The organism is Mariprofundus erugo, assembly GCF_005818865.1.
Taxonomy (GTDB): domain Bacteria; phylum Pseudomonadota; class Zetaproteobacteria; order Mariprofundales; family Mariprofundaceae; genus Mariprofundus; species Mariprofundus erugo.
In genome coordinates this window covers 187,380-213,160 of record NZ_VBRY01000004.1, presented here as the reverse complement: position 1 = coordinate 213,160, position 25,781 = coordinate 187,380, and the positions used below count along the sequence as shown (strand labels likewise).

Below are 25,781 nucleotides of genomic sequence, written 5' to 3'. Positions count from 1 at the left end.
GCTGCTGTATGCATTTCTGTTGGCAAAAGTGATTATAAGATTGATAGATGAAACCCTTTGTGCCCTGGGCCTTTGTGGTGAAACAATTTGGGGATTGAGATGAAAAATACAATTGCAATTGGAATTCAGTGGGGTGATGAAGGTAAAGGCAAGATCGTTGATCTGCTTGCACCGGATGTGGATGTCGTTGCCCGCTTTCAGGGTGGCCCCAACGCCGGCCATACGCTCGTGATCGGTGATCAGAAGACGGTACTGAATCATATTCCCTCGGGCATTCTGCATGACAACACCCTCTGCCTGATCGGTAACGGTACGGTCGTTGATCCGTTCCGCCTGGTCGAGGAGATGGATATGCTGCTGGCAGCGGGGATTCCGGTTTCAGAGCGTTTGAAGATTTCCGAGCGTTGCCAGTTGATTCTTCCATACCATCGTGCACTGGATGCAGCGCGTGAAGTTGCCAAGGGTAAAAACAAGATCGGTACCACTGGCAAGGGCATTGGCCCGTGCTATGAGGATAAAACGGCTCGTCGCGGTATCCGTCTGGTTGATCTGGTTTCCGATGATCTCGATGCCCGTATCGATGCCAACCTGGAATATGTCAATTTCATGATGACCAGCTATCTGAATGCAGCTCCGGTTGAGCGTGCAGACGTCGAGCGTGCACTGGATCTGGCCCGGGAGCGTCTGCTGCCGCTGGCCGCCGATGTGCCGCTGATCCTGCAACGCCGCATCAAGGCAGGGGATTCGGTGCTGTATGAAGGTGCACAGGGCTCCATGCTTGATGTGGATCATGGTACCTATCCGTTTGTCACCTCATCCAATACCGTTGCCGGTGCAGCCCTTGCCGGTCTGGGTGTTGGCCCTAAACAGGTGGATGAGGTGCTGGGTATCTGCAAGGCCTATACCACTCGTGTGGGCGCAGGTCCGTTCCCGACTGAACTGTATAATGCTGAAGGGATGTGTGATGCCGAGCAGGCTGGTAAACATATGGCAGAGAAGGGGCACGAGTTCGGCTCAACCACCGGGCGTCCCCGTCGTACCGGCTGGTTTGATGCCGTGGTGGTTCAGCATGCGGTTCGCATCAATGGTGTAACCGGTCTGGCTATTACCAAGCTGGATGTGCTGGATGGTCTTGCCGAGGTGAAGTTGTGTGTTGCCTATGAGCTGGATGGAGAGCGTATCGAGTCTGTGCCGGCCTGCTGCAAGCGACTGGAGGCGGTGACCCCTGTGTATGAAACGCTGCCTGGCTGGAATGAGTCGACATTTGGCGCAACAGCGCTGGATCAGCTTCCTGCCAATGCACAGGCATTGCTCCGTCGCATCGAAGAGGTGTGTGATTGTCCGGTCACCATGCTTTCAACCGGCCCGGATCGTAAGCATATTATTCACCTGTAACTCTTGCTGATATACATCCGGCCCCGTCTTCCGTGACATCGTGTGGTGTGGCGGAAGGCGGGGCCGGATCTGTTTTATCAAGGGTTTATGCACGCTGGCGAAGCGTGTCGACAAATTCCCGGATACCATGCTGTACCTCTTCAGTTCGTTGCAGCATGAGTTCCGTTAAGCTGGTCATTTCGCCCGAGGATTGATCGACATTTTCTGCCGCATTGGCCAGCTCCTCCACGGATACACGCGCATCGTGAATGCTGCTGTCGGCCTGTTGAGCTGCGTTCGATATCTCCTGACTTGCAAGCGTTTGTTGCTGCATGGCCTCTGCAATAGCAGTGCTGTATTGGTTAATGGCCTTGATGGTTTGCGAGATGGCTTCGATGGCCTCGGAGGCCTGATGACTTTCGGTCTGGATTTCATCAATTTGACGGCGAATGTTATCGGTTGCTCTGGCGGTTTGGTTGGCCAGCTCTTTGACCTCTCCGGCCACAACCGAGAAGCCTCGCCCGGCATCACCCGCCCTGGCCGCCTCAATGCTGGCATTCAGTGCCAGCAGGTTGGTTTGTTCGGCAATCTCACGAATGGTATTCACGATCGATCCGACCTCGGTGGCTACAGAGTCCAGGTGATTCATCATCCGGGTGGCTGAGTCTGCCTGTAGCACGGCCTGACTTGATACGACCCTGCTGTCCCCGATCTGTTTGGATACGTCGGCAATGGTGACGGACATCTCCTCAATGGCTGCGGCTGTGCTGTTCACATTACCGCTGCCCATATTGACAGCGTAGAGGGCATTGCCGCTCTGGGTGGCAAGCTTTTCTGCAATACTTCCCATGTCGCGGGCTTCTTTGCTGACCCTGTATGCCTCATTGCTGAGTCCTGCGATCAGTGAACCAACCTTGTTCTCGAAGTCACGGGCAAGGGTTTCCTGGGCCTGTTTCTTTTCTTCAGCCATTTGCCGTTGCTCTGCTTCCCGTGCTGCGTTTGCAGCCTTACCTTCAAATACCTCATATTGCAGAATCGCCTGCATGACGCGCATATCATCAACGATATCGCCGAGTTCATCATGGGCATATTTGCGCGGCATCTGACTGCAATTGCCCTCCACAATTCGGCGCATGCCGCGAATAATGCCTTTGAGCGGGCCAAAGGTTTTGTGCATCATAAACAGGACCAGCAGTAACGATAACAGGATGCCGCTACCGGCCATGGCGATGGTCAGATGGTAGCTGCGAGTGACCTCGGCTTGTTCACGTATCAGCAGGGAGGAGAGGTTATGATTCATTGCATCAAACAGTGCCAGTGACTTTTGAATGGCATTGGTGCCCTGATCGAAGAACTGTGTGCTGTCGAGTATGACTTTGTCCGGCTGCTGTATCTGACTGTGTACCCTGTTGAAAAAAACATCGCTGCTGGATTTTAATGCATCGATATGTGGTGACAGGCTCTTGTTCAGGGAGGGATTATATCGCGTGATAACATGCTCCAGCTCATCAACAAGTCCGTCACGCAATGTCTCTGCCTGAATGCTTAGCCTGATCAGGGTATCACGCTGATCGGAGCTGAATTTTCCTGATGCCGCAATGCCGGCACCGATGCCACGGATGCGTCCCAGTGCATCGTTCAGTTCAGGTATTGTTTCCGACATAAAGCCACCGAGGTGGATGATATCAAGCGCCTGATCACTGACGATTTTTCCCTGATGATAAGTGTTTTGAGATAACGCCAGCAGTTGATGAATCAATGCCGAGTGTTGCTCGAAACTCTTGTTGGCGGTTTCATTTTTCCAGCGAACTTTCAGGGTATTCCAGTCGCTCTGTATCTGTTTCACCGCACTGCCTGCCTCTGCGATCTGCGAACTTTCGCTTTGCAACAGTAGCTGTTGCATGGCGGTGTCTATGTTCTGCTCAATTTCAAAGATTTTACGCTCGTTCTCTTTTACACCGTGTAACCAGACGTGACTCATGCCCCGATGTTGTGGCAGCACCTCAAGGACATTGCGTATCGAGCTGATCAGTGGCAATGCGTCTGTGCGCAGATCGGCATCCATTTTTTGTTGTTGCAGGGTATGAAGTGACAGCGCGCTCAAGGTGATGATGGTTGTAATAGAGGTGACTGCGGATGCAATCATCACAAATTTTAACGGGATTTTTTTATACCATCGGGTTTGCAATGTGGCCGGTAGCCGGGCCTTGCCAGCATTCACATGCTGGTAAACTTGTTCAATATGCTCGATGTGTGCCCGTGTCGGGGCTGTGCGTACCGAAATATAGCCGGTAAGTTTTCTGTCGCTGTCATACTCCGGTGATACATTGGCGACCACCCAGTAAAAATCACCATTTTTGCATCTGTTTTTTACAATGCCGCTCCACGGTTTGCCCGCTTGCAGGGTTTCCCACAGATCTCTGAATGCAGCTGGTGGCATATCAGGATGTCGAACGATGTTATGGGGTTTTCCGATCAATTCATGGGCAGCGTATCCGGCGATATCGCAAAAAGCCTTGTTGGCGTAGGTGATGATACCTTTCGGGTCGGTACGGGATACCAGAACCTCATCGCTATTCATGACATGTTCCAGTTGGGTAACGGGAAGATTTTTTCGCACGCTTCACTCCTTGGCATAGGCCATCACCAGGGAGGTGCTGATTGACTGCTATCCTGCCGGATTGTGGCGTCCGTCCATGGATCGTATGGAAGTGCTGACAGAGTCGCCGCGCCTCCCCCCGGTGACTGGGCGGATAAGAAAGTTTGATGCCAAAGCGTGGGAGGTGTTGATTCGGCCAGCAGAGACCGGAATCAGGAGGGGATAAAAGGATCAGGAAGAAGCCCATTGGTCTCATGCGATGATGCGGATGGCACCAGCATTGCTATACAGGGAGGCTTATCATCTGCCGAAAGTCGGGGAACTTGCATCCATGTATATATCACTGCCAGTCAAATTCGCTCTGCTTTCTTTTGTGATTACCCTGTTCGGTGTGATCGGGGTGGCCTGGATGGCCTACCTGGAGTCGGATGACCTGCTTGAAAAAGAGGCGGTGCATAATCTCTCGCTGCAAATGAATGAGGATGTGGCAGCACTGGAAAATCAGATTCGTCTGATTCGCAATGATATGACCTTTCTGGCCAATGCACAGGAGATTAAAATTCTGGGCTCGTTCCTGACCAATCAGCCTGGCGTTGCAGATATCAGCTGGATGAATTTCCGGGATATTGAATCGCTGTTTAAAACGGTTTTGACCCAGCGTGACATGTACTATCAGATCCGGTTGATCGGTTTGGCTGCGGATGGACGCGAGCTTGTACGGGTGGCGCGAATCGGTGACCAAATTTCAGTGATTGCAAAAAATCATTTGCAGCCGAAAGGCAGTCGTGGCTACTTCAAGGGGAGTCTTCAGCTCAAGGCAGGTCAGATCCGTTTTTCCGATGTAACGCTCGACAGGGAACAGGGCGGGCAGATCAGTCAGCCGGCAAGGCCCATGCTCAGGGTTTCAACCCCTGTCTATGACAGCAGGGCGAGGCTGCTGGCGATTCTCGTGATCAGTGTCGATATGAAACTCTTTTCCAGCGTGTTGCTGGGGGAGGGAACGCAACACAATGTGTTTCTGGCCAACCAGCATGGTGATTATCTGATTCATCCGAATGATTCAAAAGCGATGGCCTTTGAGTATGGCAGAGTCTCCACGTTGCAGGGGGATTATGATCTGGCAGGTGCGAGTGAGCACCGCAGCTACAGTTTTCGCGGCGAGAATACGGATGAATATCTTTTCGATCAGCGAGGGGTTGTGTTGCAGCTGGGCCGCGTTCACCTTGATGATCACCATGACCCACACGCATCATATCTGCAACTGGGGGCATATACCGAGCTGAATCAGTTGCGCGCCGAATCACTGGGGTTGCGCAACAGGATGTTGTGGATGACGCTGGCGCTGGCACTCGCTCTGGGGTTGATCACATATCTGCTAGCCCGGCGTATGGTCAGGCCGATCCAGCAGATGATCGAAGTCGCCGTTCGACTTGGCTACGGTGATGAATCAGTCGTTTTTCCGGTGAAGAGCAACGATGAAATCGGTCGCCTTGGTAATGCATTGCGCCAGCTTCTGTTTCATATGGCTTCATCCCGCAAAGAGTTGCAGCGCATGAATGTGGAGCTGGAAAGTAAAGTGGAGCAGCGGACCTCAGAGCTTTCAAAGCTGGCAGCAACACTTGAGGCGCAGAACAGCAAGCTGGAAGCGGCTGTCATCGAGGCCAGGCAGGCCGGTGTTGCCAAGAGCCAGTTCCTGGCCACGATGAGTCATGAAATCAGAACGCCGTTGAATGGCGTGCTCGGCTTAACCGAGCTGGTGCTCTCTTCGGAGTTGCAGCCGATGCAGCGGGAGAGCCTTAAATCCGTTCAATACAGTGGCCAGGCGTTATTGACGATTCTCAACGATATTCTTGACTACTCCAAGATTGAGGCGGGGTTGATGGAGATGAAGCCGACCGATACCAGTCCGAATGAAGTCATAGAGCGTGTTGCCAAGCTGTTTACCAATAAACTACATAAGGGTGAGGAGAAACTGGAGCTGATTGTCAGGGAGCTGCCCCTGCTGCCGAACCTGTTGCTGGTGGATGCACACCGGTTGCAACAGGTGATGATGAATCTGTTATCCAATGCCGTAAAATTCACTGAAGCGGGTGAAATTATGATCGCCGCTGATCTGGTGAGCGAGACAGAATCGGCGATGACAGTCCGGTTTCAGGTGTGTGATACCGGCCCCGGCATTTCGGCCAAAGATCAGGCCAGGCTCTTTGATGAGTTTACCCAGGCAGATGGTACAGATACCCGCAAACATGGTGGTACCGGTTTGGGGTTATCGATTGTGAAGCGTCTCGTTGCCTTGATGGGCGGAGAGATCGCGGTCAGGAGCGAGCCGGGCAAGGGCTCATGTTTCTATTTTGAGTTGACGCTGGCCAAAGGGGTGGCTGTAGAAGATGGACCGCACTGTTATCGGGATGAATTTTCAGGCTGGCGCATCCTTGTGGTCAACGAAAGCAGCCGTTGCCGCCAAATGCTGGTCGATATGTTTTCACTCTGGGGCATGCAGGTGGAGGCCGGCGATTGCGGTAGCGATGCTCTGCATATGCTGCAGGAGCAAAGCTTTGATTTGATTCTGATTGATCAGCAGATGGACCATATGGATGGCCTCAGCCTGGCCCGGGTTATTCGGCAACGGGATACGCTTTCCTCTCTGAAAGTGATACTGACATCATCGCTGGATGTCAGTTTTGACCCCGGTCTTTGTCAGCAGTACGGACTGGATGCATTTATTCACAAGCCGCTGTATCAGAGGCAGTTGTTTGAAACCCTGCTGACGGTGATGGGGATGCGGACAACAGCTTCCGCTTCGGAGCAGCCGCGTCATTTTGCCCTGCGACATGAACGCATTCTTCTGGCCGAGGATAATGCGGTGAACCAACAGGTTGCCACCGGATTGCTGGCGCATCAGGGGCTGGTCAATGTCGATGTGGCAGCCAATGGGCTGGAGGCGGTCGATATGTTCGGCCGCTATGACTATGACCTGATTCTGATGGATGTGCAGATGCCCGAAATGGATGGTATCGCAGCAACGCGGGAAATTCGTGCACTGGAAGCTTTTGGCGGAGATGTACCGGTTCCGATTGTGGCACTGACTGCGCATGCATTGCTGGATGATCGTGCCCAGACATTTGAGGCCGGCATGGTGGATCATTTAACCAAGCCGCTGACTGGTAAAGCGCTGCAGGAGATGCTGGAAAAGTGGTTGCCACTACCGGAAGAGGTGGATGCTGATGTCATCATTGGAGCTGATCATATAAAAACAGAGGCGGTTGTAAGGGCGCAGGAGCAGGCCGCAAATGAGGCCGGGGAAGATCTGTCGGTGCTTGATGAAGCAGCACTGCGTCAGCTGCGCGAAGATCTCGGTTTCGGGATTGGTATGATTCTTGATACATACATGGATGAGTTGCCTAAACAGGTGGCTGCCATTGAAGCGGCCCTTGCCAGTGAGGACGCCGAGGCATTGCGTCGCAATGCACATCGGTTGAAAGGTGCGAGCAGCTCGGTGATGGCCAAACCGCTGGCGGAGCTTTGTCATCAGCTTGAGATATATGGCAGGCAGGGTGATATCGAAGCGGCTGCAGGTACCTTCAATGCCTTCCGGATGGCTGTAAGTGAGGTGCAGCAGGCGTTTTCGGCAGCCTGGCTGGATGAGGTTCGCTAGGCGGTTCCGGAACAATCAGTCGGCCGAGGTAAATCGTGATTGGGGCTCACAATCAGGCGTTTGCGTAGTCGATCTGGCGGCCGGTCATGGCAACACCGAAGCAATCGCGCTTCCCTGATCGGCTCGCATCAGGATGAGTGCAACCATGATAAACCTTTGTGAGGGAGTAACGGTGATACAGATCAGGGCAGGTAAGTGGAATGAATCTGATTGAGAAAGGAGCCACTGTTCTTGTGGCTGATGATGATCCGATGTTTTGTGTTTTGTTGAAACAATTTTTCGAGGCGAATGGCTACAGTGTGGTGACAGCATCGGATGGTGCCCAGGCCGTGGAGGCCTGTCGCGAGTTTTCACCTGCCTTGTTGATGCTGGATGGCGATATGCCGGAAATGGACGGTTTTGCTGCCTGTGAGGTGATTCGCTCGCTGCCCGGCGGCGATACGCTGCCGATTTTTATTGTTACCGCTCTGGAAGGACAGGCAGCACTGGATTGTGCCATGGCGGTAGAGGCTTCGGACTTTGTCAGCAAGCCGGTGAACTGGCCACAGTTACGCAATAAATTAAGTTGTGTGATGGAGTTTTCTCTTGGCTAATCGGTTTGCATCGGCTCCTGATCAGGGAGAGAAAAGGAAGGCTGTGCTCAGGGTTTTGGTGATTGAAGGCGATGCCAATGCGCGCATGGCGATGGTAGATATATTGAGTCAGGCGGAACATATCGAGGTGGTTGGAGTCGCCAGTGATCCGATGATGGCCCGCATGCAGGTAAAAGTGCGCAAGCCGGAGCTGTTGGTGCTGGGAGATCACCATGATACAGAGCAGACAGAGGGCTTCCTGAACTATTTGGCCGGAGCTGCACCCATGCCGGTTGTATTGCTGTCTGAGCGGTTGCTGCCATCAGGTGATGTCGGCAGACAGGCGATCCGTGCCGGGTGGGTAGCGCTGCTGTTGCGGCCGGCGAAGGGGATTGTCAGGGATGACCGGGTGTTTGCAGATAAGTTGATTCGTCAGGTACGGGAAACAGCGGTCAAATATGCTGACAAAGGTGCAGTATCGGCTGCATCGCCTGCTGCAGTAAATCGGGCTTCGAAGCTGCCGCCGACAGAGGCAAGGCCGCACCATGCCATGCTCGATAAAATTATTGCCATCGGAGCATCCACCGGCGGAACCGAGGCACTGCGCCAGGTTGTGGCGGCCTTGCCGGCTGACCTGTCGGCGGTATTGATCGTGCAGCATATCCCCAAGGTGTTTGCCGCCTCATTTATTGACAGGCTGGATCAATCCACCGCAATGCGAGTGGTGGCTGCAAGTGACGGGTTACAGATTTGTAAGGGGCATATCTATGTGGGTGCCGGTGATCAGCATTTCTATATCGAAAAGCAGGGCGCCGGCTTTGTTTGCCGTTTGGGCGGGCAGGATAAGGTGAGTGGTCATTGTCCGTCAGTGAATGTGTTGTTTGATTCGGTCGCGCAACATGCTGGTGCGAAGGCTGTGGGTGCATTGATGACCGGTATGGGCGAAGATGGTGCTGCGGGGCTGAAAAATATGCGGTCAGCAAGAGCCCGGACCGTCGCTCAGGACAAGGATAGTTCGGTGGTGTGGGGAATGCCGGGAGCTGCAGTGAAAATCGGGGCGGCAGAAGAGCAGATACCGCTGCATGCGATGGGAGAGAAGCTGGTTCAACTGGTTCGCGGTTAGGGAGATTGATTCTTTCAGTGTTCCCAGGCTGTTTGTTGATGTGATTGTATACAGGATGTATCTGGGATCATGAGCCGTAACTGGCTGGTGGTCACAGCTATGATGGAGTGTGGACGAGATGAAGGTACTGGTGGTTGAAGATTCACCGACGATATTGATGACCATGAAGGTGATGCTGACCTCCATGGGCTTTGAGGTGGATACTGCAGAGTCCGCCGAGGATGCCATGGCATTGTTGCAGGCGGATCCGGTGGCGGTGTATGACCTGATCATTACCGACCTGCATATGCCCGGTGATAACGGCATTACACTGATTCGTAAGGTCAAGGCGCTGCCCGGATTCGAGGGGGTACCGATTCTGATATTGACGGCGGAAACCGAGAAACATGAGCGAGCCAGTGCAAGGCAGGCCGGTGCTGCCGGGTGGCTGGTTAAGCCTGTGCCACATGCACGCCTTCTCGATGTGATTCGAATCGTGCTGCCAACATTTCCGGGCTGAAAATGGCGATGCATATGTATTCACTGCTTGCATGCGCGACCATCGGGAGCGTGCTGTAATCGTCTTGATGGCATCGGCCAGCCAGGGCGATAATGCATGCAGCGGGCAGTTATTTGATGGCAGTCATTGTTGCCCGCAGAGGCGCAGGATAGCCCTCGATGGTGCGGGTCGGGTCATGCGGATCCAGGTAGTTTGCCAGCGACTCAAAACGCATCCAGTCGGTTGATCGTTGCTCATCCGTCGTGGTGGGGGTGGTGTCAACCAGGCGGATATCACGGAATCCGCTTCTTTCAAGCCAGCGTACCAGCATGGCGACGGAGGGAAGAAACCAGACGTTACGCATTTTTGCATAACGGTCAGCCGGAAGCAGGCAATGGTGCTCATCTCCTTCTACGACAAGTGTTTCCAGTACCAGCTCTCCACCTTTGCGCAACAAATCCTTAAGTTGCAGCAGGTGGTCAATCGGTGATCGGCGGTGATAGAGGATGCCCATCGAAAAAACTGTATCAAAGCAGGCCATGCCTGCAGGTAAATCATCGATACCAATGGGCCAGAACTGTACACGGCTATCCTGTATATAGCGTTGGGCTGCACGAAACTGCATCAGGAACAGGATGGTCGGGTCGATGCCGATGACATGTTCTGCGCCAGCTCCCCGCATGCGCCAGCAATGATAGCCGGAGCCACAGCCGATATCGAGAACAGTGCGCCCGTGAAGCGGGGTGATCGCATCTTTCAGGCGATCCCACTTCCAGTCAGATCGCCATTCTGTTTCGATACGGGTGCCAAAATAGTCAAAGGGTCCTTTTCGCCACGGATGCAGCTGCTGTAAAGATTGGACCAGCTTCGTCCTCTCCTCATCGTTGAGGTCGCTGCTCAGACCGATGCGAATGGCATCGGTATCCAGTTCAGTCGACGAGGGCCGGGTGCCAGGCAAGGCAGCGATGGCCTGCTGCCAGCGAGCATAGTCACCATGTTGTTCGCATGCAGTAAAGGCGCGTGTGAGCACCTCCGCCAGTCCTGTGTGATAAGGGGTGAGAGCTGTGGTTGCAGTTAACGGCTGCAGCCAGCCGGCAGCTTGAGCGGAATGCGTATTCATACGGATTTGATGGCAATCATGGAGCTGAAGTTAAAGCACTGGAACCATGTATGCGATGAGCAGAAGCCTGCATCGGCAAGGCGCTGATGGTGAGTAGAGAGTGGTTCCGGTATAAGAACATCTTCAAGTGCTGTGCGTTTGCGACTGATTTCAAGTTCGGAATAACCATGGGCGCGTTTAAATGCTTCATGCAACTCAATCTGCAAACGGTTCTCGCGGGGATCAGGGAAAGAAATTTTTTCTGAAAGGATCAGAATGCCGCCGGGCCTGAGTCCGGTGCAAATGGCCTGCAGCAGTTGCTGGCGTTGTTCAATCGCAATGAATTGCAGAACAAAGTTGAGTACCACGACAGAAGCATTTTCAATCGGTGTGGCCAGAATATCCTGGCAGTGAAGCTCGATATCCTCATGACCCAGTATTTGCCTGCAGCGATCAATCATGGCGGCAGAGTTATCAATGCCAATGACCCTGCACTGGCGCTCACGACTGCCACGACGCAGGGCCAGGGTGGCAGCGCCGAGGGAGCAACCAAGATCATAAAGGTTGGAACCATTCTGTGCATACTGATGGGATAACAGCTCCACCATCTGCAGGGTCTGGGCATAGCCGGGGACCGACCGGTTGATCATATCGGAAAATACAGAGGCCACCCTGTCATCAAAGGTGAAACCGCTGCTGTGAATTTCATCTATATATATAGCGTCGCGCTGCATGGCGCAAATCTGAAGTAAAAGCAGCGGCATGGAAACTGGTCGTGCAGAAGAGGCCGGTCGATTGTTGCTCTCACGGCTACGCTGCACAAGTCATTGTATCCGTCCTGGCCGGCCTAGACTGCGGGAATTTGCAGGAGGGTGGAGGCCTCACTGGCCACAAAGTTAAGGAATGCCTCGGGAATGGCGGAGAATCGTTTACTGTCGCGATGGACAATATACCAGTGGCGCATGATCGGAAAATCCTCGACCTTCAGTACGACCAGACGTTTAAGCGCCAGCTCCATCTCAATCGTGTGTAACGATACGATACCCAGTCCGAGTTCCGCCATGACCGCCTGTTTAATAGCTTCCGATCGGTTCATTTCCATGGCCGTTTTCAACTGCATATCATGGCTGGCAAAAAACCGCTCGGCAGCAATACGGGTACCAGAGTCCCGTTCGCGAACAATAAACAGTTCATCGGCAAGGTCTTTGAGCGGAATCGTTTTTGTTTGCCGGGTGAGCGGATGACTGGGGGCAGCGATGATGACCAGAGGGTTATCCATAAAGCGGATTGATGTCAGCTGGTGACCGACAGGCGGTCTTCCCATAATGACCATGTCTGTGCTGTTGTTGTCGAGCGCCTCAAGTAGTCCGGTTCGATTGGTTACATCCAGTGTGACCTGGGCACCCGGGTAGACCCGGTGGAATGCGGCAATCAGCTGGGGAGCAAAATAGTTGGCTGTTGATGCCATGGTCAGGTGCAGTCTTCCCCGTTTTAATCCCTTGAGCTCCTGCAGTACCAGCTCGGCTTCCTCCAGTTGTTGACGGATTTTCTGTGCGTAGTGAAGCAGCTCATGGCCTGCCTCGGTTAGAATGACCTGTTTGCCCTCCCGATTGAACAGAGGGAGATCGATTTGTAGCTCCATTTGTTTGATCTGCATCGAAATAGCCGGCTGAGACATGAACAGTGCCTTGGCTGCATCGGTATAGCTGTTATGCTCTACAACTGCTTCGAGGATTCTTAATTGTCTGAGTGTGATATTCATTTTTCCACCCATAGGAATTATTTATGTATCACATCATAACCTTTTATTTTACTTTATGAAAGCAACTTTTAAACTTCCCAACATCGCTGAAGAGGTCTAAGATGTCTGCCGCGAAGGAGTGGGGCGCAAGCTTCCTTAGTTTACACACTAAATTTGGAGGGTACTCTCTAATGGATCAATCGAATCGTTACGCCAATCTGGGCCTGAATGAAGCGGACCTGATTGCTGGCGGCAAGCACCTGCTTGTTGCATACAAGCTGATTCCGGCAAAAGGCTATGGCTTCCTGGAAGTTGCTGCACATGTTGCTGCTGAATCTTCTACCGGTACCAACGTGGAAGTATCCACGACTGACGACTTTACCCGCGGCGTTGACGCACTGGTTTATGAAGTAGACGAAACTGCATTCGGCGACGACCCTGTCAAGGGCGGCGGTCTGATGAAGATTGCTTACCCTGTTGAGCTGTTCGACCCGAACCTGATCGATGGCTGCTACAACGTATCTCACATGTGGTCTCTGATCCTCGGCAACAACCAGGGCATGGGCGACCATGTTGGTCTGCGTATGCTGGACTTCCTGGTTCCTGAGCAGATGATCAAGAAGTTCGACGGTCCTTCTGCAGGTATTGCTGATCTGTGGCGCGTTCTGGGTCGTCCGGAAGTGGACGGCGGTTACATCGCCGGTACCATCATCAAGCCTAAGCTGGGTCTGCGTCCTGAGCCGTTTGCCAAGGCATGCTATGACTTCTGGCTCGGTGGCGACTTCATCAAGAACGATGAGCCACAGGCTAACCAGCCATTCTGCCCGATGGAAGTTGTGATTCCTAAGGTTGCTGAAGCAATGGATCGTGCTCAGCAGGAAACCGGCCAGGCCAAGCTGTTCTCTGCCAACGCGACTGCCGACTTCCATGGTGAGTGCATCAAGCGCGGTGAGTACATTCTGGGCGAGTTCGCCAAGTATGGTAACGAAAAGCACGTTGCATTCCTGATCGACGGCTTCGTAACCGGTCCTGCTGGTGTGACCACTGCACGTCGTGCATTCCCGGACACCTTCCTGCACTTCCACCGCGCTGGTCACGGCGCTGTGACCTCCTACAAGTCTCCAATGGGCATGGATCCGCTGTGCTACATGAAGCTGTCCCGTCTGATGGGCGCTTCCGGTATCCACACCGGCACCATGGGCTACGGCAAGATGGAAGGCCACGCTAAGGAAACCGTACTGGCATACATGCTGGAGCGTGACGAGTGCCAGGGCCCATACTTCTACCAGAAGTGGTATGGCATGAAGCCGACTGCTCCGATCATCTCCGGCGGTATGAATGCACTGCGTCTGCCAGGCTTCTTCGAAAACCTGGGCCACGGCAACGTGATCAATACCTGTGGTGGCGGTTCCTTCGGCCACATCGACAGCCCTGCTGCCGGTGGTATCTCTCTTGGTCAGGCATATGAGTGCTGGAAGACCGGTGCTGATCCGATCGAGTACGCCAAGACTCACCCTGAGTTTGCACGCGCATTCGAGTCTTTCCCGAAAGATGCGGACAAGCTCTTCCCGGATTGGCGCGACAAGCTGGGCGTACACAAGTAAGCCTGCATGATGCAATGGAAAATGCCCTCACCTCGGTGGGGGCATTTTTTTTGTCCGTCCGCAGGGCGAGGGCATGATGCCCGAGTCATTTTTCCTGTACTTACACATCAGATACTTATGTGTCTGATTTGATTCGCTGCATCCTGCAGCTCACCCGGCGGCGGCAAAGCCGTCCAATCCGGCTATCCTGCCGGATTGTGGCGTCCGTCCATGGCCCGCACGGAATCGCTGGATGAATCAGCGATTCCTTAGCCGGATTGGATATAAGCAGAGACTATGATTCGCATAATTATTATAAGCATGATTTTTTGAATGTACCGTTTATCATACGACCATACGACTGCAGGAGGATTTCACGAATGATGACCGACAAGGAACAGTATAAAGTAGTTGAAGAGCCATTCTATCAGCCGCAGGGCGATGAGGTGGAGCTGTACGAGGCAGCTTACGCCGCCCGCCTTCCTGTGATGGTAAAGGGACCAACCGGCTGTGGTAAATCCCGTTTTGTTGAACATATGGCCTGGAAGTTGGGCAAGCCGTTGATTACTGTGGCCTGCAATGAGGATATGACAGCCTCGGATCTGGTCGGGCGTTATCTTCTTGATGCCAATGGTACCCGCTGGCTCGATGGTCCGTTGACCACGGCAGCCCGTATTGGTGCGATTTGCTACCTCGATGAGGTGGTTGAAGCACGCCAGGATACCACGGTAGTCATTCATCCGTTAACAGATCACCGTCGCACCCTGCCACTGGATAAAAAAGGGGAGCTGGTTGCTGCCCACCCTGATTTCCAGCTGGTGATCTCCTATAACCCCGGTTATCAGAGCCTGATGAAAGATCTCAAGCAGTCAACCAAGCAGCGTTTTGCCGCATTTGAGTTTGATTATCCGACCGCAGATGTGGAAACCTCCATTGTTGCCAAAGAGACCGGTATCGAGCCTGAACTGGCGGCAAAACTTGTTGCGATCGGTACTGCGGCCCGCAACCTGAAAGGTCACGGTCTTGATGAGGGAATCTCCACTCGTTTGCTGACCTATGCTGCATCCCTGATCAGAGGTGGGGTTGAGGCAAAGGCCGCCTGCCGTATGGCACTTGTGCGTCCGATTACCGATGATGCCGATATTCGCGATACGCTCGATCACGCGATTGCGGCCACATTCGCTTAACTTTAGTGGATGGTTCAGGGTGGCACTGGCTGCCCTGAACCGCACAGAACAGTGTTTGCCCGCTAGGCACGGCAATGAATTGAAAATATGTCGCTTTATTTTGCGCCAGCTTTCAGGGCCAAATGTTTGCGTGTCGGATCATGGCAGGCCCTTCTGTGGGGTGCGAGGATGTACTGAATATATCAGTACTGGCGGATAACGGGAGTCGGTAATGGCGTTAACTGAAACATTCGAAAGAAACATGGTTGTGAAAATGTACTGGCAGAAGCTGGGCTGTAATTTTGCCCAGGTTGACCGGGTTTTCGATGAGTGCATGAAAGAAGCGCGGGCCCTGCTGTCAGAAGAGGGAATCAACAGTTATATAGAAAATGCCCGTTTTATCGGCAAGATGGGGCGTGGTCCCGAACCATTGCTGGTTTACCTGGAAGAGGCGCCCGGGGTAGCAGCACAGCTCGGTGAGGGGGTGCTGGTTGATCTGCGCGAATTTGCCCACTACATGTCGACGCATACCAATTTCAAGGCGATGGTTCCATTCCTGCAAACAAGCGGGGCGGTGGCGCGCCGCCTGCAGAGTCATGAGCTCTTCATGCGCTATATCGAATTGATTCGCGATATGATGGATCGAACCTCCGGCTCTGTGCATGGTCACCATACCACTTTTCCCAGTCCGGGACTTCCTGATCTGCTTCAGCAGGCACCACGTTTGTTAAGTGCACTGTCACTGGAGGGGTTCCGTAACTGGATTGAATACGGCATTAAAAACTATAACAACCATCCTGATCGCCAGATAGACTACTTTTGCCTGCAATCGGCCGATGCTGTGGCTGTGATGCAGCGTGAGCGTCATGGTACATTGCTGGTGGATAACGAGCGCAAGCTCGATACTTATCTGCGCGCATTGTGGAACGATTCAGATTATCTTGTCCCTTATTCACTGGCATTTGATGAGTTGCGCAAGCCGATGCCGTATTTTGATCAGCTCGGTATCCGCCTGCCGGATGTTTATGATGACTATCAGGGCATCAAGGGCATTGATCGATACCGCGCGGCGCTGGCCCATATGGCTGCCCATCGTTGCTGGTCCCAGAAGATGATTGTCGATAACTGGAGTCCGTTTCAGCGCGTCAGTGTCGAGATATTCGAAGACTCGCGTGTGGATTATCTGGCCTGCAAACGTTATCCAGGGTTGCGCAAACTCTTCCTGGCACTGCATCCGATTCCGAAAGAAGAGGATCTGAAGCTCGAGGAGGAGGGGATTTCCATCTTCCGGCTCCGGCTTGCCATGGTTTCCCGTGCCATCCTTGATCCGGATTACCAGTATGAAAACGCCGATGTGCGTGAATTTGTCGGACGTTTTTTTGCGGCGATGGAAAAGGGCGAATCGAGTAGTCGCGATATTGCCTCGATTGCACTCTCCTTTATTGCCCGCACGCGCGGACAGCGTGATCTTTCACCGAAGATCTATTTCGAAAATACCGAAGTGACTTATCGGGATGACAACCGCCACCTGTGGATCTACATCGAAGAGAGTGATGAAGATGAGATGTTTGAGCATCTCGACAAGCGCAAGTCCGAAGAGGAAGAGCTGAAGGGGTTGCCGCCCCGGCGTTATCACGAGTGGGATTATAATTCGAAGACATATCGTCCTGACTGGGTCAGTGTCTATGAAACGCTGCATCCGCGTGGCCATGCCGGCAAGATTGATCAGTTGTTGGCAAAACACAGTCAGCTGGCCCGGCGTTTGAAAGCCATGCTTGATATGCTCAAGCCGCAGGACAAGGTCCGTATTCGCTACCAGGAAGACGGATCGGAGCTGGATCTGGATGTGGCGATCCGTTCACTGATTGATTTCAAGGGGGGCTGTGCGCCTGATCCGCGCATCAATATGTCGCACCGTACCGATGGGCGGAATATTGCGGTCACCCTGTTGCTGGATCTGTCGCAGTCGCTGAGTGAACAGGCTCAGGGGTGCAATCAGACCATTCTTGAGTTGAGTCAGGAGGCGGTATCTTTGCTTGCCTGGTCGATTCAACAGGTCGGTGACTCCTTTGCTATTGGCGGTTTCCATTCCAATACCCGTCACGATGTCCGCTATTACCACATCAAGGGTTTTACTGAGAACTGGGATGATGATGTCAAGGCTCGGCTGGCTGCGATGGAAGCTGGTTACTCCACCCGTATGGGTGGAGCCATGCGGCATGCGGCGCACTATCTGAAGGCACAGCAGGCTGACAAGAAGCTGATGCTGATTTTGACTGACGGTGAGCCGGCCGATATTGATGTGAATGATCAGCAACTGCTGATTCAGGATGCAAGGCAGGCGGTGAATGAACTGGATCGGGATGGCATCTACAGCTATTGCATTAATCTCGATCCGAAGGCGGATGAATATGTGGCCGATATCTTCGGGCGCCAGTACACCATTATCGATCATATTGATCGTTTGCCGGAGCGTTTGCCCGAGCTGTTTATCTCACTGACCAAGTAGGCATGAAGTAAGGAGGCGCTGATGTGCCGGCGCTTCCGAGTGAGCCATGGACGGATGCCACAATCCGGCAGGATAGCCGGATTGGACGGCTTTGCCGCCGCCCGGTGAGCGGCAGGATGCAGCGGGTCAAATCAGACGCGTAAGTGCCTGATGTGTAAGCAAAGAACGAATGACTCGCCCATCCTGACCGCCCTGCGGGCGGCCGTTGGCCGTCCAATCGGCTTGCTGCCTTTTTTCACGCTTTTGTCTCTGCGAACTGATTTTTGCCAGGATGGCAATCAATCAGCATCACCTTAAAGGTGGCGTCCTGATTTTCAGGGCGCCATGATTTTTTCAAGTTCGCTGCAGGGCATATCGGCCCGGATGATCTGCTCGATCAGTGCCGAATCCGCATCGATGCCACGTCGCTGCAGTTCATTCGCGATTTCTGTTCTCTGCAGTGGCGGAAGCATCAGATCCTCGGTATCCAGCGGGAAATGATCGCACTTGACCTCGGATGTGACGAGCAGGCTTAACCCGTGGATCTTTTTCAGCTCCTGCAGCTGCCCGATCAGGTCGGGGTTCTGTAACAGATGAAAATTGTGAATGACCAGCAGCATTGGTCCGGTGATGGCTGATTGCCTGGACAGAAGTACCGGCAGCTGCTCTGCATGCAGCTTCAGATCGATCAATACGACCGGCAGTGAAGCCGGGAGGTGACGGCGCAGATCGGCAAGGGTTCTTCTGCGCCCCTGGCCATGGGCGCTGATCAGATTGATCCAGGCGCCATCCATCAGTTTGTTGGCCAGGTCACTGGTAAATTCGGGTCGCAGCATCAGGGATAACAGGTACTAGTAAAGGGCGCTGGGAAGTGATTTGGCCATTTCCGCACTCAGTTCGCTATCAGTGATGACTCCTTTGCGTATGAGTAACCGGATCAGGGCATCCAGCTGAGGCTGATTGATTGGTTGATTCGTATCTGTGTGCTCAGCTTGATCGGTTGCTTGCGGCTCGGCGATACCCGCCTGTCCGAACTGCATCAGTTTAAACAGCTCATCATCGACCATGCCGGTCGGTTTAAGGTTGTGCTGCTTTTGAAACGCCTTGACCGCATCACGGGTGTGAACGCCAAAGAGGCCCGGCTGTTCATCCATTTGATATCCCATTCTGCGAAGGATCTCTTGCAGAACCGTGACACGTTTGCCGCGCATAAAAATTTTAAGGGGTCGACTCATGACTGCTCCGGGGTAAATTCTATTCTGTATTACGCCAGTCTTTGTATCGTAGATATTCGATAAAAGATGGTGTTCACTGCCGAACGATAACTTATCATTGCCACTTGCAGCTATTTTTTCTCAAGGGAAGCGCTGATGTGTCGGCGCATCCGAGCGAGCCATGGATGGCTCGTCAAATCAGATGCGTAAGTGTCTGATTTGTAAGCAAAGACAAAACAACGCTTTTGTCTTTGCGAACTGATTTTTGCCAGGATGGCAATACATCAGCATCTCCCAAGGTGTACTCATCATATGAAAGAAGAACAGCGTAAACGTATCGTCGATAAGCATCGGGATAGTCTCAAGCGGCATGGTTACCATGCCAATGCACTCTATTGGAGTAGTCGTGAGGTGCAGGAGTTGAGATTTCAGCACCTGGCCGCCATTGGTATGGCTGCGGGTGATTCAGTACTGGATGTCGGCTGTGGATTTGGCGACTTCAAACGCTGGAGTGAGGAGCGGGGCTGTCCGCTGGATTACACAGGTCTTGATCTTTCAGCCGATTTGCTGGCTGAGGCAAAACTTCTGCATGAGGACGGTCACTTTTTTGTCGGTGATCTGTTCGATATTGATTTCACCGAGCAGCAGTTTGACTGGGTGATTCTATCCGGTGCATTGAATGAGAATCTGCTCGATGACGGTGCGTATGCAAAGCGTGTGATCGCACGCATGTATGAGGTCTGTCGACGTGGGGTCGCGTTTAACCTGCTGGATGCACGCCACCTGAATGCCCATGATCTGCAAAGCCATCAGCCGGACAGAGTGCTTGCCTGGTGTCGGGAAATCACGCCGGATTGCACGTTGATTGATGACTATCTCGATAATGATTTCACCATTTTCATGCGCCGGGCCTGAGTGGATGATCTGTTCATCGGGGCTTGTGCCCTGATTCCATATCGGGTGGCGCAGGCTCGGTCACTGGCTGGTTTTGTTCTGCATGGAAATACGCGCATTTTCTTTGGAATTTGAAGGGCTGAAGGGAGCTCGTCAGATCCTCGATTGTATAGAGCACGCCGTGGCGCGCTTCAATTGTTGCGAAAATTGTGTGCAGACATCCTCTGATGATTCCCGGTGGCGAAAAATGTGATATTTATAATAAGCAATTTGATCTTGCTGGCCCGCTTTTTGCTGCGCCTTTGTAATCGTACAACCCTTTCTGGAGGCGTTCATGGCGGGTCAGGATAAAGTGCAACTATTAGAACTGTTTTCACGGCTGGCAGATGGTGACTTTACCTGTCGGGCCAGTGGGGATGATGAGTTGACCAGACAGGCAAATCAGCTGGCAGCCCAGTTGGAGGCCCGAATGCTTGATCAGCTCGACAAGATGGTCGGCATGACGATGAATGCGTTTGAAACCACTATATCCATGGGACATCTGCAACAGGATGTGAGCGTACTGGATAGTCATGCGATGACGATGGCGGAAACCAGTGAGATGATGAGTTCCAATGTCGTTCATGTCGGTGAGCGCATTGATCAGGTGAATGAGAGTGTCAATCATGCCAACAGGCAGAGTCAGGAAGCATCCAATGCGGTGATGCATGCGGTTGAGGCGATTGGAAATATTAATCAGCGGGTTGAGGAAGCCGGTCAACGTGTTGAAGCTTTGTCGGCAGCATCAAGAGAAATTGACGGTATTCTGACGGTGATAAAAAAAATATCCGATCAGACAAATCTGCTGGCCCTGAATGCCACCATTGAGGCGGCGAGAGCAGGAGAGGCCGGTAAAGGCTTTGCCGTTGTGGCGCATGAAGTAAAGCAGCTTTCCCAGCAGACCAAAATGGCAACTGCCAACATCGTCGAAAAAATTCACCGGATTCAGCAGGATGTTTCTGCCATTGCTCATGCCACACGGGCGATTACGGAGGCGGTCGGGCTTGGACGACAGGATATGAATGTGGTCCGCCAGCGCATGAATGAGATGGGAGAGGCTCTGCACAATATTGCAGCCGAGCTGGAGCAAATTACCCATGGTACGCATGAGCAGTCGAATGCAGCTCAGGAAGTGGCTGCATCGGTTGCCGAGACCGCCGGCATGGTTAGCAGTGCCCGTCGGATTGTCGAGCAAACGTTACAGGATACCGACTCGCTCGAAGGAAAGCTTACCTCCGAGATTCAGTCATTCGCGACGATGAAGTTGCGAGGCGCTATTCTTCGTCTGGCCAAATCCGATCATATTCTCTGGAAGAAGCGGTTGGTGAATATGGTGCTTGATCGCGGTAACATCGATCTTGCCACGGTGGCCAGTCATCATGATTGCCGTCTGGGTAAATGGTATGACGATCTGGGTAAGCGCGAATATGGCGATAGCAAGGTCTTCAGGCAGCTGGAGGCTCCGCACGAGAAGGTCCACTCGCTGGGACGCCAGGCGGTGGAGCAATATAACGCGGGTAAGAAGAGTGCAGCGATTGCCACGGTTGAATCGATCGCTCCGCTTTCAGCCGAGGTTGTGCGGTTGCTTGATATGATGATTCGAGAGACCAGTTAAGCGGTGGTTGATCGCTGAGCTGGTACATTCGGGATGCAAGTAAAATGGCTTTTCTTTCCTTTGCATACAAACGGCTGTATCCGTGTCAGGGGTAGCATACTGCGGCGGGCATACCTGACAGCGGTAAAGACTGCCACCCGGCACTTCTGCCGGATTATGGTATGCCCCGGACGATCAGAAAGCGCTGTCATGATGATGAGGGTTGAAACTGATTTCTGCTGTCCGGCGCTGCACTTTTACTTGCCCGGATAGCATGAACAGTACACATTTAGCCGATGAAATATCTACGAATTCTGGCTTTGATGATGGTGATGCTGACAGGTTGTCAGATCAATGGTTCCGGAATGAAGCTGGCTACTGGCTGGAGCTTTCATTCGCTGAGCGCATGGAAACATATTACACCGAACAAAATTGCGGTGTCTCCGGCTGGAGACTGGCTTTATACAAGTGGTGAGCGTAGCGACAAAAGTGCACAGGCCGGGCTGATTGCGATACGACTCAGCAGCAGTCGTACCCAGATTCTGGTGCAGGGGATGCGCAATGCCAATGGCGTGATATTTGCCCCGGATGGTTCCTTGTGGATTGCCGAAGATGATCCGAAAGGAGTGATCTGGCGTATGGCACAGCCGGATGAGTTTCCAATTGAGCAGACGGTTGACCCTGTCGCCTCATCCAGCAGTCATGATTCACTGGCTACATATCATTTTGCCGGCACTTTTAATCATCGTGCGATGGCTTTCTCCGCCGATGGTCACTTTGCATATCTGGCGGATGCATCGTCAACGGGGGCGCTTTATCGCCTTGATCTGGAGAAGCGCGAGCTGACTGTTTTTCATCGTCAGAATGGCTGGTTACCGGTGGATCCTGCTGATGCGGTTGCCATGGCTCATCAGCTTGGAGCAACTGAGTTTGCAGGAATTCATGATATTGAACGCTTACCTGATGGTTCCCTGTTGCTGGCGGAGTCGGAGAGCGGGCGTATTTTGCAACTGCATGATGGTGCCAGGCCGACGGTGGATACCTGGATGAATAACCAGCTGACCCATCCGGAAGATTTGTCATGGGATGATTCGCGTCACTGGTTATGGATTGTGGATAATGGTTCGCCGGCAACTGTGCTGGCCTGGGATGGTCGTGAATTGCATGAGATTATTACGCATCCGGATTCCCGTTTTGGCGGGGTGCTGGCCACTGGTGGCAAGGTATATGTGAACCTGAAGAACGGGCAGTACAATCCCTCGATGACGATTGAGCTTGAAGAAAAGCATCACGAGTCCTGATGGCCCGGGTGGAGGAGGTACAGATGTGTATGCATATGGATGACCTGTGCTGTCCTGTGCCGGCCATACATGGCCAAAGCCTGGCCTTGTCCGGGATTTTCCATTGATGAGCGACAAGAGGGCATGCGCACTATCGAGGGCCGCGACATGGATTGATGTACTTGAACTGCAAAAGCATCCGGAGGGAGGCTGGTACAGGGAAATATACCGTGCCAGCGAACAGATTCCTGTCTCGGGGTTGCCATCCCGTTTTGATGGAGAACGTGCTTTTTGCACCAGTATCTACTTCCTTCTTGCCGGCGATGAGTTTTCAGCCCTGCACCGTATTCGTCAGGATGAGTTGTGGCATTTTTACGATGGTGATGGGTTGACTGTCCATGTGATTACTCCGGATGGTGTCTACAGCGAAAAAAAGCTGGGCCGGAATCCGGAGCGGGGAGATTCATTGATGCATGTGGTTGAGACGGGGCACTGGTTTGGAGCATCCGTGAGTGCAGATGGTTTTGCTCTGGTGGGGTGCACGGTAGCTCCCGGTTTTGATTTTGCTGATTTTGAATTGCCGTCCGGGGATGAGCTGCTGGCGCTGTATCCTCACCATGAAGCATTGATCCGGCGCTTGACCCGTTAGGGAATCGCTGATTCATCCAGCGATTGCGAGCGGGCCATGGACGCTTTTGTCTTTGCGAACTGATTTTTGCCAGGATGGCAATAAATCAGCATCTCCTTAGAGGGCAGTCAGATGATCCTTTTCGTCGCTGTTTACTCTTTCTTCGCCATGATGATCGTTGCCGCTCCATTCGTTTGATTGATCATTTCCTGCAGTAGTGACGTTTCATCTCCACAGGGAACTGCGACAGTAAAGATTACCTCTGTCTGATAGTCGACCTGTTTGATGCTGATCGATTTCGTTTGCAGAAGCCGGCGCACCGTGTTTTCCAGTGCGAAGGGTATATGGATCATGGCGGCTCGTGTGGTGACACGCCGGGTGAGTGGGAGAGCATCCACGCCATGTTGTACGGCACTGCCATAGGCTCGTACCAGTCCACCGCTGCCAAGCTTGATGCCACCAAAATATCGGCTGATGACTACGACAATATCACCAATGTTTTTATGTTGAAGGACATGGAGCATCGGTTTTCCGGCAGTGCCCTGCGGTTCACCGTCATCGGATGAAGCCCGTTCACTCGAACTCTCCGGATGCCCCGCAATATATGCCCAGCAGTGATGGCTGGCATCGGGATGTGTCAGTTTGATGTGATCGATAAAAGCCATTGCCTCTGCCCTTGTGGCTGCAGCTGCAATATCTGTGACAAATCGACTGCGCTTGATTTCCAGTTCAATCGTTACAGGTCCGGCAGGAATCGGGTAATGAAATGGCTCTGAAGCTGAATTCATGACTGCAAATATGGTGGATGCGTGGCGGGATCTCAAACAAAAGCGGTGAAATATTGAGTGGATATCGGTGTTGGGGTTTCGTATTGGCCTGCAGAACGGCGGGGCATTGGAGACGGAGGTGAAGTCATTTAGCGAAATAGTGTGCTGTATACAAGCATGGATTTACACGATTTTCCACCGCATCCGGGAAGCTTGTTGAAGACGGGAAGGTTAACGGCTTAAACTATAATTAACATTAATATAGTGTTTCAAATGCTTTTAAAATAAAGGTAAAGTTTTATGCATAAAATTTAGACTAAATCATGACCTGTCACAAATATGTAATAAAACATTGCCTTCTCACAGGTTTATCCACCGGGTTATCCACAGGCTCTGTGAATAGCCGCCAATGATGTCCGATGCAGCTCTCATGCGATGAACATGGCGATCGACGTTCTGCTGATGTCAGAACCGATACGTGATTTTGTTGTGACGGACTAAAACGGGCTCATATAAGCCTGATTGGACTCGCAGCATCATGGTGTGCCTCTCCTCGTGGCGGCAAAGCCGTCCATCACGGCATCCTGCCGGAATGTGACAGTCGTCCATGGCTCGTTCGAAAGCGTTGAATTGAATCAACCGCTCCTTACCGTAAATTAAAGGTATGTTCGAGTTTTGCTCTCAGGTCATTGGCGGTAAATGGTTTGGTCAGGTAGTTGTTTACACCTGCCTGTGTACCAGTAGCAATATTGTCCGGGGTATTTTCATTTGTATCGAAGGTTACGATGACCGGCAGCAATCGGGTATCGGGATCATTTCTGATCGCACTCAGCACGTTTAATCCACTGGTGCCATTCAGTCGCCAGCTGAGCAGTACAAAGTCATAGTGCCGCGATTTAAGCGACTCAAGTGCGAATTCAGCGTTGCCCGCCTCCGTTACATGTTTGATACCGATCTCGCCCAGCAGATTCCGATCGATCGTTCGCATCAGACTTGAGTCATCCACAATCAGTACTTCCATACTTTTATCGATCTCATCGGCTGTCGCAGATTGAAGGGAGCAGAATATCGCAAGCAGGCTTACGATGCGTTTTCCAGTTTTTATATTCATGGTGTACCTCCTGCGTGGATAAAGGCGTAATGACCTGCATCAGCGTCTGGCAATCCGGAACAGGCGAATGATGTGATCTGACGGCGTTAAAACCAAGACCGGATTAGATCATGATGGCCAGCCGGAGCAGGGGGGCGGTCAGCATATTTTCACAATCACAGGGCCGTGTATCACCTGTGACATGATGGGGGCTATGATTGATGATGGGCTGCCTGACATTTGGGCTGATGCAGGATTGCCCGTGTAAGTGAATCAAACAGTGATCTGCATGATGCAGGGAGTCAAATTGATTACGCAAGTGGTTGAATGATAATGAAAAGTACAGTTAACCTCACGCTGTTGCCTGTGCAGGCCGGCCTTTACCATGTGGCAATCA

General features: G+C 52.6%; 20 protein-coding genes. 12 read left to right on the top strand and 8 right to left on the bottom strand.

Annotated features, from left to right (window positions below):
- The first annotated feature begins 99 nt into the window (after positions 1-99).
- Entirely contained in the window at positions 100-1,395 is a 1,296-nt protein-coding gene (locus tag FEF65_RS05810) for an adenylosuccinate synthase (protein ID WP_138238853.1), read from the top strand.
- A gap of 85 nt (positions 1,396-1,480) precedes the next feature.
- On the opposite strand, the gene FEF65_RS05805 is transcribed toward FEF65_RS05810, so the two are convergent.
- A complete protein-coding gene (locus FEF65_RS05805) occupies positions 1,481-3,994 on the bottom strand; it encodes a methyl-accepting chemotaxis protein (RefSeq protein WP_138238852.1) in 2,514 nt (837 codons plus the stop codon).
- Between the two features lie 310 nt (positions 3,995-4,304).
- Between FEF65_RS05805 and FEF65_RS05800 the strand changes: the two genes are divergently transcribed.
- The 4 genes from FEF65_RS05800 (at position 4,305) to FEF65_RS05785 (ending at position 9,822) form a co-directional block, all read left to right on the top strand.
- Complete coding sequence (locus tag FEF65_RS05800) at positions 4,305-7,628, top strand: hybrid sensor histidine kinase/response regulator (RefSeq protein WP_161595187.1); 3,324 nt, start codon at positions 4,305-4,307, stop codon at positions 7,626-7,628.
- Between the two features lie 200 nt (positions 7,629-7,828).
- A complete protein-coding gene (locus FEF65_RS05795; RefSeq protein ID WP_138238850.1) occupies positions 7,829-8,221 on the top strand; it encodes a response regulator in 393 nt (130 codons plus the stop codon).
- Positions 8,214-9,323, top strand: coding sequence for a chemotaxis protein CheB (locus tag FEF65_RS05790; protein WP_138238849.1), 1,110 nt, complete (start codon positions 8,214-8,216; stop codon positions 9,321-9,323). The genes FEF65_RS05795 and FEF65_RS05790 overlap by 8 nt, the downstream gene beginning before the upstream one ends.
- A 118-nt stretch (positions 9,324-9,441) precedes the next feature.
- Positions 9,442-9,822 carry a response regulator gene (locus tag FEF65_RS05785; RefSeq protein WP_138238909.1) on the top strand — a complete coding sequence of 127 codons (381 nt, stop codon included), beginning with the start codon at positions 9,442-9,444 and terminating at the stop codon, positions 9,820-9,822.
- Positions 9,823-9,931: 109 nt separating this feature from the next.
- Here the strand turns inward: FEF65_RS05785 and cmoB are convergent, their stop codons facing one another.
- From cmoB to FEF65_RS05770, 3 genes are all read right to left on the bottom strand, one after another.
- Positions 9,932-10,921 (bottom strand): tRNA 5-methoxyuridine(34)/uridine 5-oxyacetic acid(34) synthase CmoB, encoded by a 990-nt coding sequence (gene cmoB / locus FEF65_RS05780; RefSeq protein WP_138238848.1) that lies wholly within the window; start codon positions 10,919-10,921, stop codon positions 9,932-9,934.
- Positions 10,918-11,634: a carboxy-S-adenosyl-L-methionine synthase CmoA gene (gene cmoA / locus FEF65_RS05775; protein WP_138238847.1), complete on the bottom strand. Its 717-nt coding sequence runs from the start codon at positions 11,632-11,634 to the stop codon at positions 10,918-10,920. The genes cmoB and cmoA overlap by 4 nt, the downstream gene beginning before the upstream one ends.
- 113 nt (positions 11,635-11,747) lie before the next feature.
- Positions 11,748-12,662, bottom strand: coding sequence for a LysR family transcriptional regulator (locus FEF65_RS05770; RefSeq protein WP_138238846.1), 915 nt, complete (start codon positions 12,660-12,662; stop codon positions 11,748-11,750).
- 170 nt (positions 12,663-12,832) lie between these two features.
- On the opposite strand from FEF65_RS05770, the gene FEF65_RS05765 reads away from it, so the two are divergent.
- The 3 genes from FEF65_RS05765 (at position 12,833) to FEF65_RS05755 (ending at position 17,899) form a co-directional block, all read left to right on the top strand.
- Positions 12,833-14,245: a ribulose-bisphosphate carboxylase gene (locus FEF65_RS05765; protein WP_138238845.1), complete on the top strand. Its 1,413-nt coding sequence runs from the start codon at positions 12,833-12,835 to the stop codon at positions 14,243-14,245.
- Positions 14,246-14,607: 362 nt separating this feature from the next.
- Positions 14,608-15,411, top strand: coding sequence for a CbbQ/NirQ/NorQ/GpvN family protein (locus tag FEF65_RS05760; RefSeq protein ID WP_170304423.1), 804 nt, complete (start codon positions 14,608-14,610; stop codon positions 15,409-15,411).
- A gap of 211 nt (positions 15,412-15,622) precedes the next feature.
- Positions 15,623-17,899, top strand: a complete 2,277-nt coding sequence (locus FEF65_RS05755; RefSeq protein WP_138238843.1) for a nitric oxide reductase activation protein NorD — start codon at positions 15,623-15,625, stop codon at positions 17,897-17,899.
- Between the two features lie 314 nt (positions 17,900-18,213).
- Here FEF65_RS05755 and FEF65_RS05750 read toward each other — a convergent pair whose 3' ends face one another.
- Together FEF65_RS05750 and FEF65_RS05745 are read right to left on the bottom strand one after the other, a co-directional pair.
- Positions 18,214-18,714, bottom strand: a complete 501-nt coding sequence (locus FEF65_RS05750) for a hypothetical protein (RefSeq protein ID WP_138238842.1) — start codon at positions 18,712-18,714, stop codon at positions 18,214-18,216.
- A gap of 15 nt (positions 18,715-18,729) precedes the next feature.
- Entirely contained in the window at positions 18,730-19,113 is a 384-nt protein-coding gene (locus FEF65_RS05745) for a peptidoglycan-binding domain-containing protein (RefSeq protein WP_138238841.1), read from the bottom strand.
- 291 nt (positions 19,114-19,404) lie between these two features.
- Between FEF65_RS05745 and FEF65_RS05740 the strand changes: the two genes are divergently transcribed.
- The 4 genes from FEF65_RS05740 to FEF65_RS05725 all read left to right on the top strand — a co-directional run bounded on the left by FEF65_RS05740 (position 19,405) and on the right by FEF65_RS05725 (position 23,548).
- Positions 19,405-20,007 carry a class I SAM-dependent methyltransferase gene (locus FEF65_RS05740; protein WP_138238840.1) on the top strand — a complete coding sequence of 201 codons (603 nt, stop codon included), beginning with the start codon at positions 19,405-19,407 and terminating at the stop codon, positions 20,005-20,007.
- Positions 20,008-20,320: 313 nt separating this feature from the next.
- On the top strand, positions 20,321-21,640 hold the full coding sequence (locus FEF65_RS05735; RefSeq protein ID WP_138238839.1) for a methyl-accepting chemotaxis protein: 1,320 nt from the start codon (positions 20,321-20,323) through the stop codon (positions 21,638-21,640).
- A 275-nt stretch (positions 21,641-21,915) separates the two neighbouring features.
- On the top strand, positions 21,916-22,920 hold the full coding sequence (locus FEF65_RS05730; protein WP_138238838.1) for an NHL repeat-containing protein: 1,005 nt from the start codon (positions 21,916-21,918) through the stop codon (positions 22,918-22,920).
- A gap of 106 nt (positions 22,921-23,026) precedes the next feature.
- The gene (locus FEF65_RS05725) at positions 23,027-23,548 is read left to right on the top strand and encodes a cupin domain-containing protein (RefSeq protein WP_138238837.1); all 522 of its coding nucleotides are present in this window, start codon (positions 23,027-23,029) and stop codon (positions 23,546-23,548) included.
- Positions 23,549-23,679: 131 nt separating this feature from the next.
- On the opposite strand, the gene FEF65_RS05720 is transcribed toward FEF65_RS05725, so the two are convergent.
- Together FEF65_RS05720 and FEF65_RS05715 are read right to left on the bottom strand one after the other, a co-directional pair.
- Positions 23,680-24,315: a YigZ family protein gene (locus FEF65_RS05720; RefSeq protein WP_138238836.1), complete on the bottom strand. Its 636-nt coding sequence runs from the start codon at positions 24,313-24,315 to the stop codon at positions 23,680-23,682.
- Between the two features lie 625 nt (positions 24,316-24,940).
- Positions 24,941-25,405, bottom strand: coding sequence for a response regulator (locus FEF65_RS05715; RefSeq protein ID WP_138238835.1), 465 nt, complete (start codon positions 25,403-25,405; stop codon positions 24,941-24,943).
- Positions 25,406-25,781: the final 376 nt, after the last annotated feature.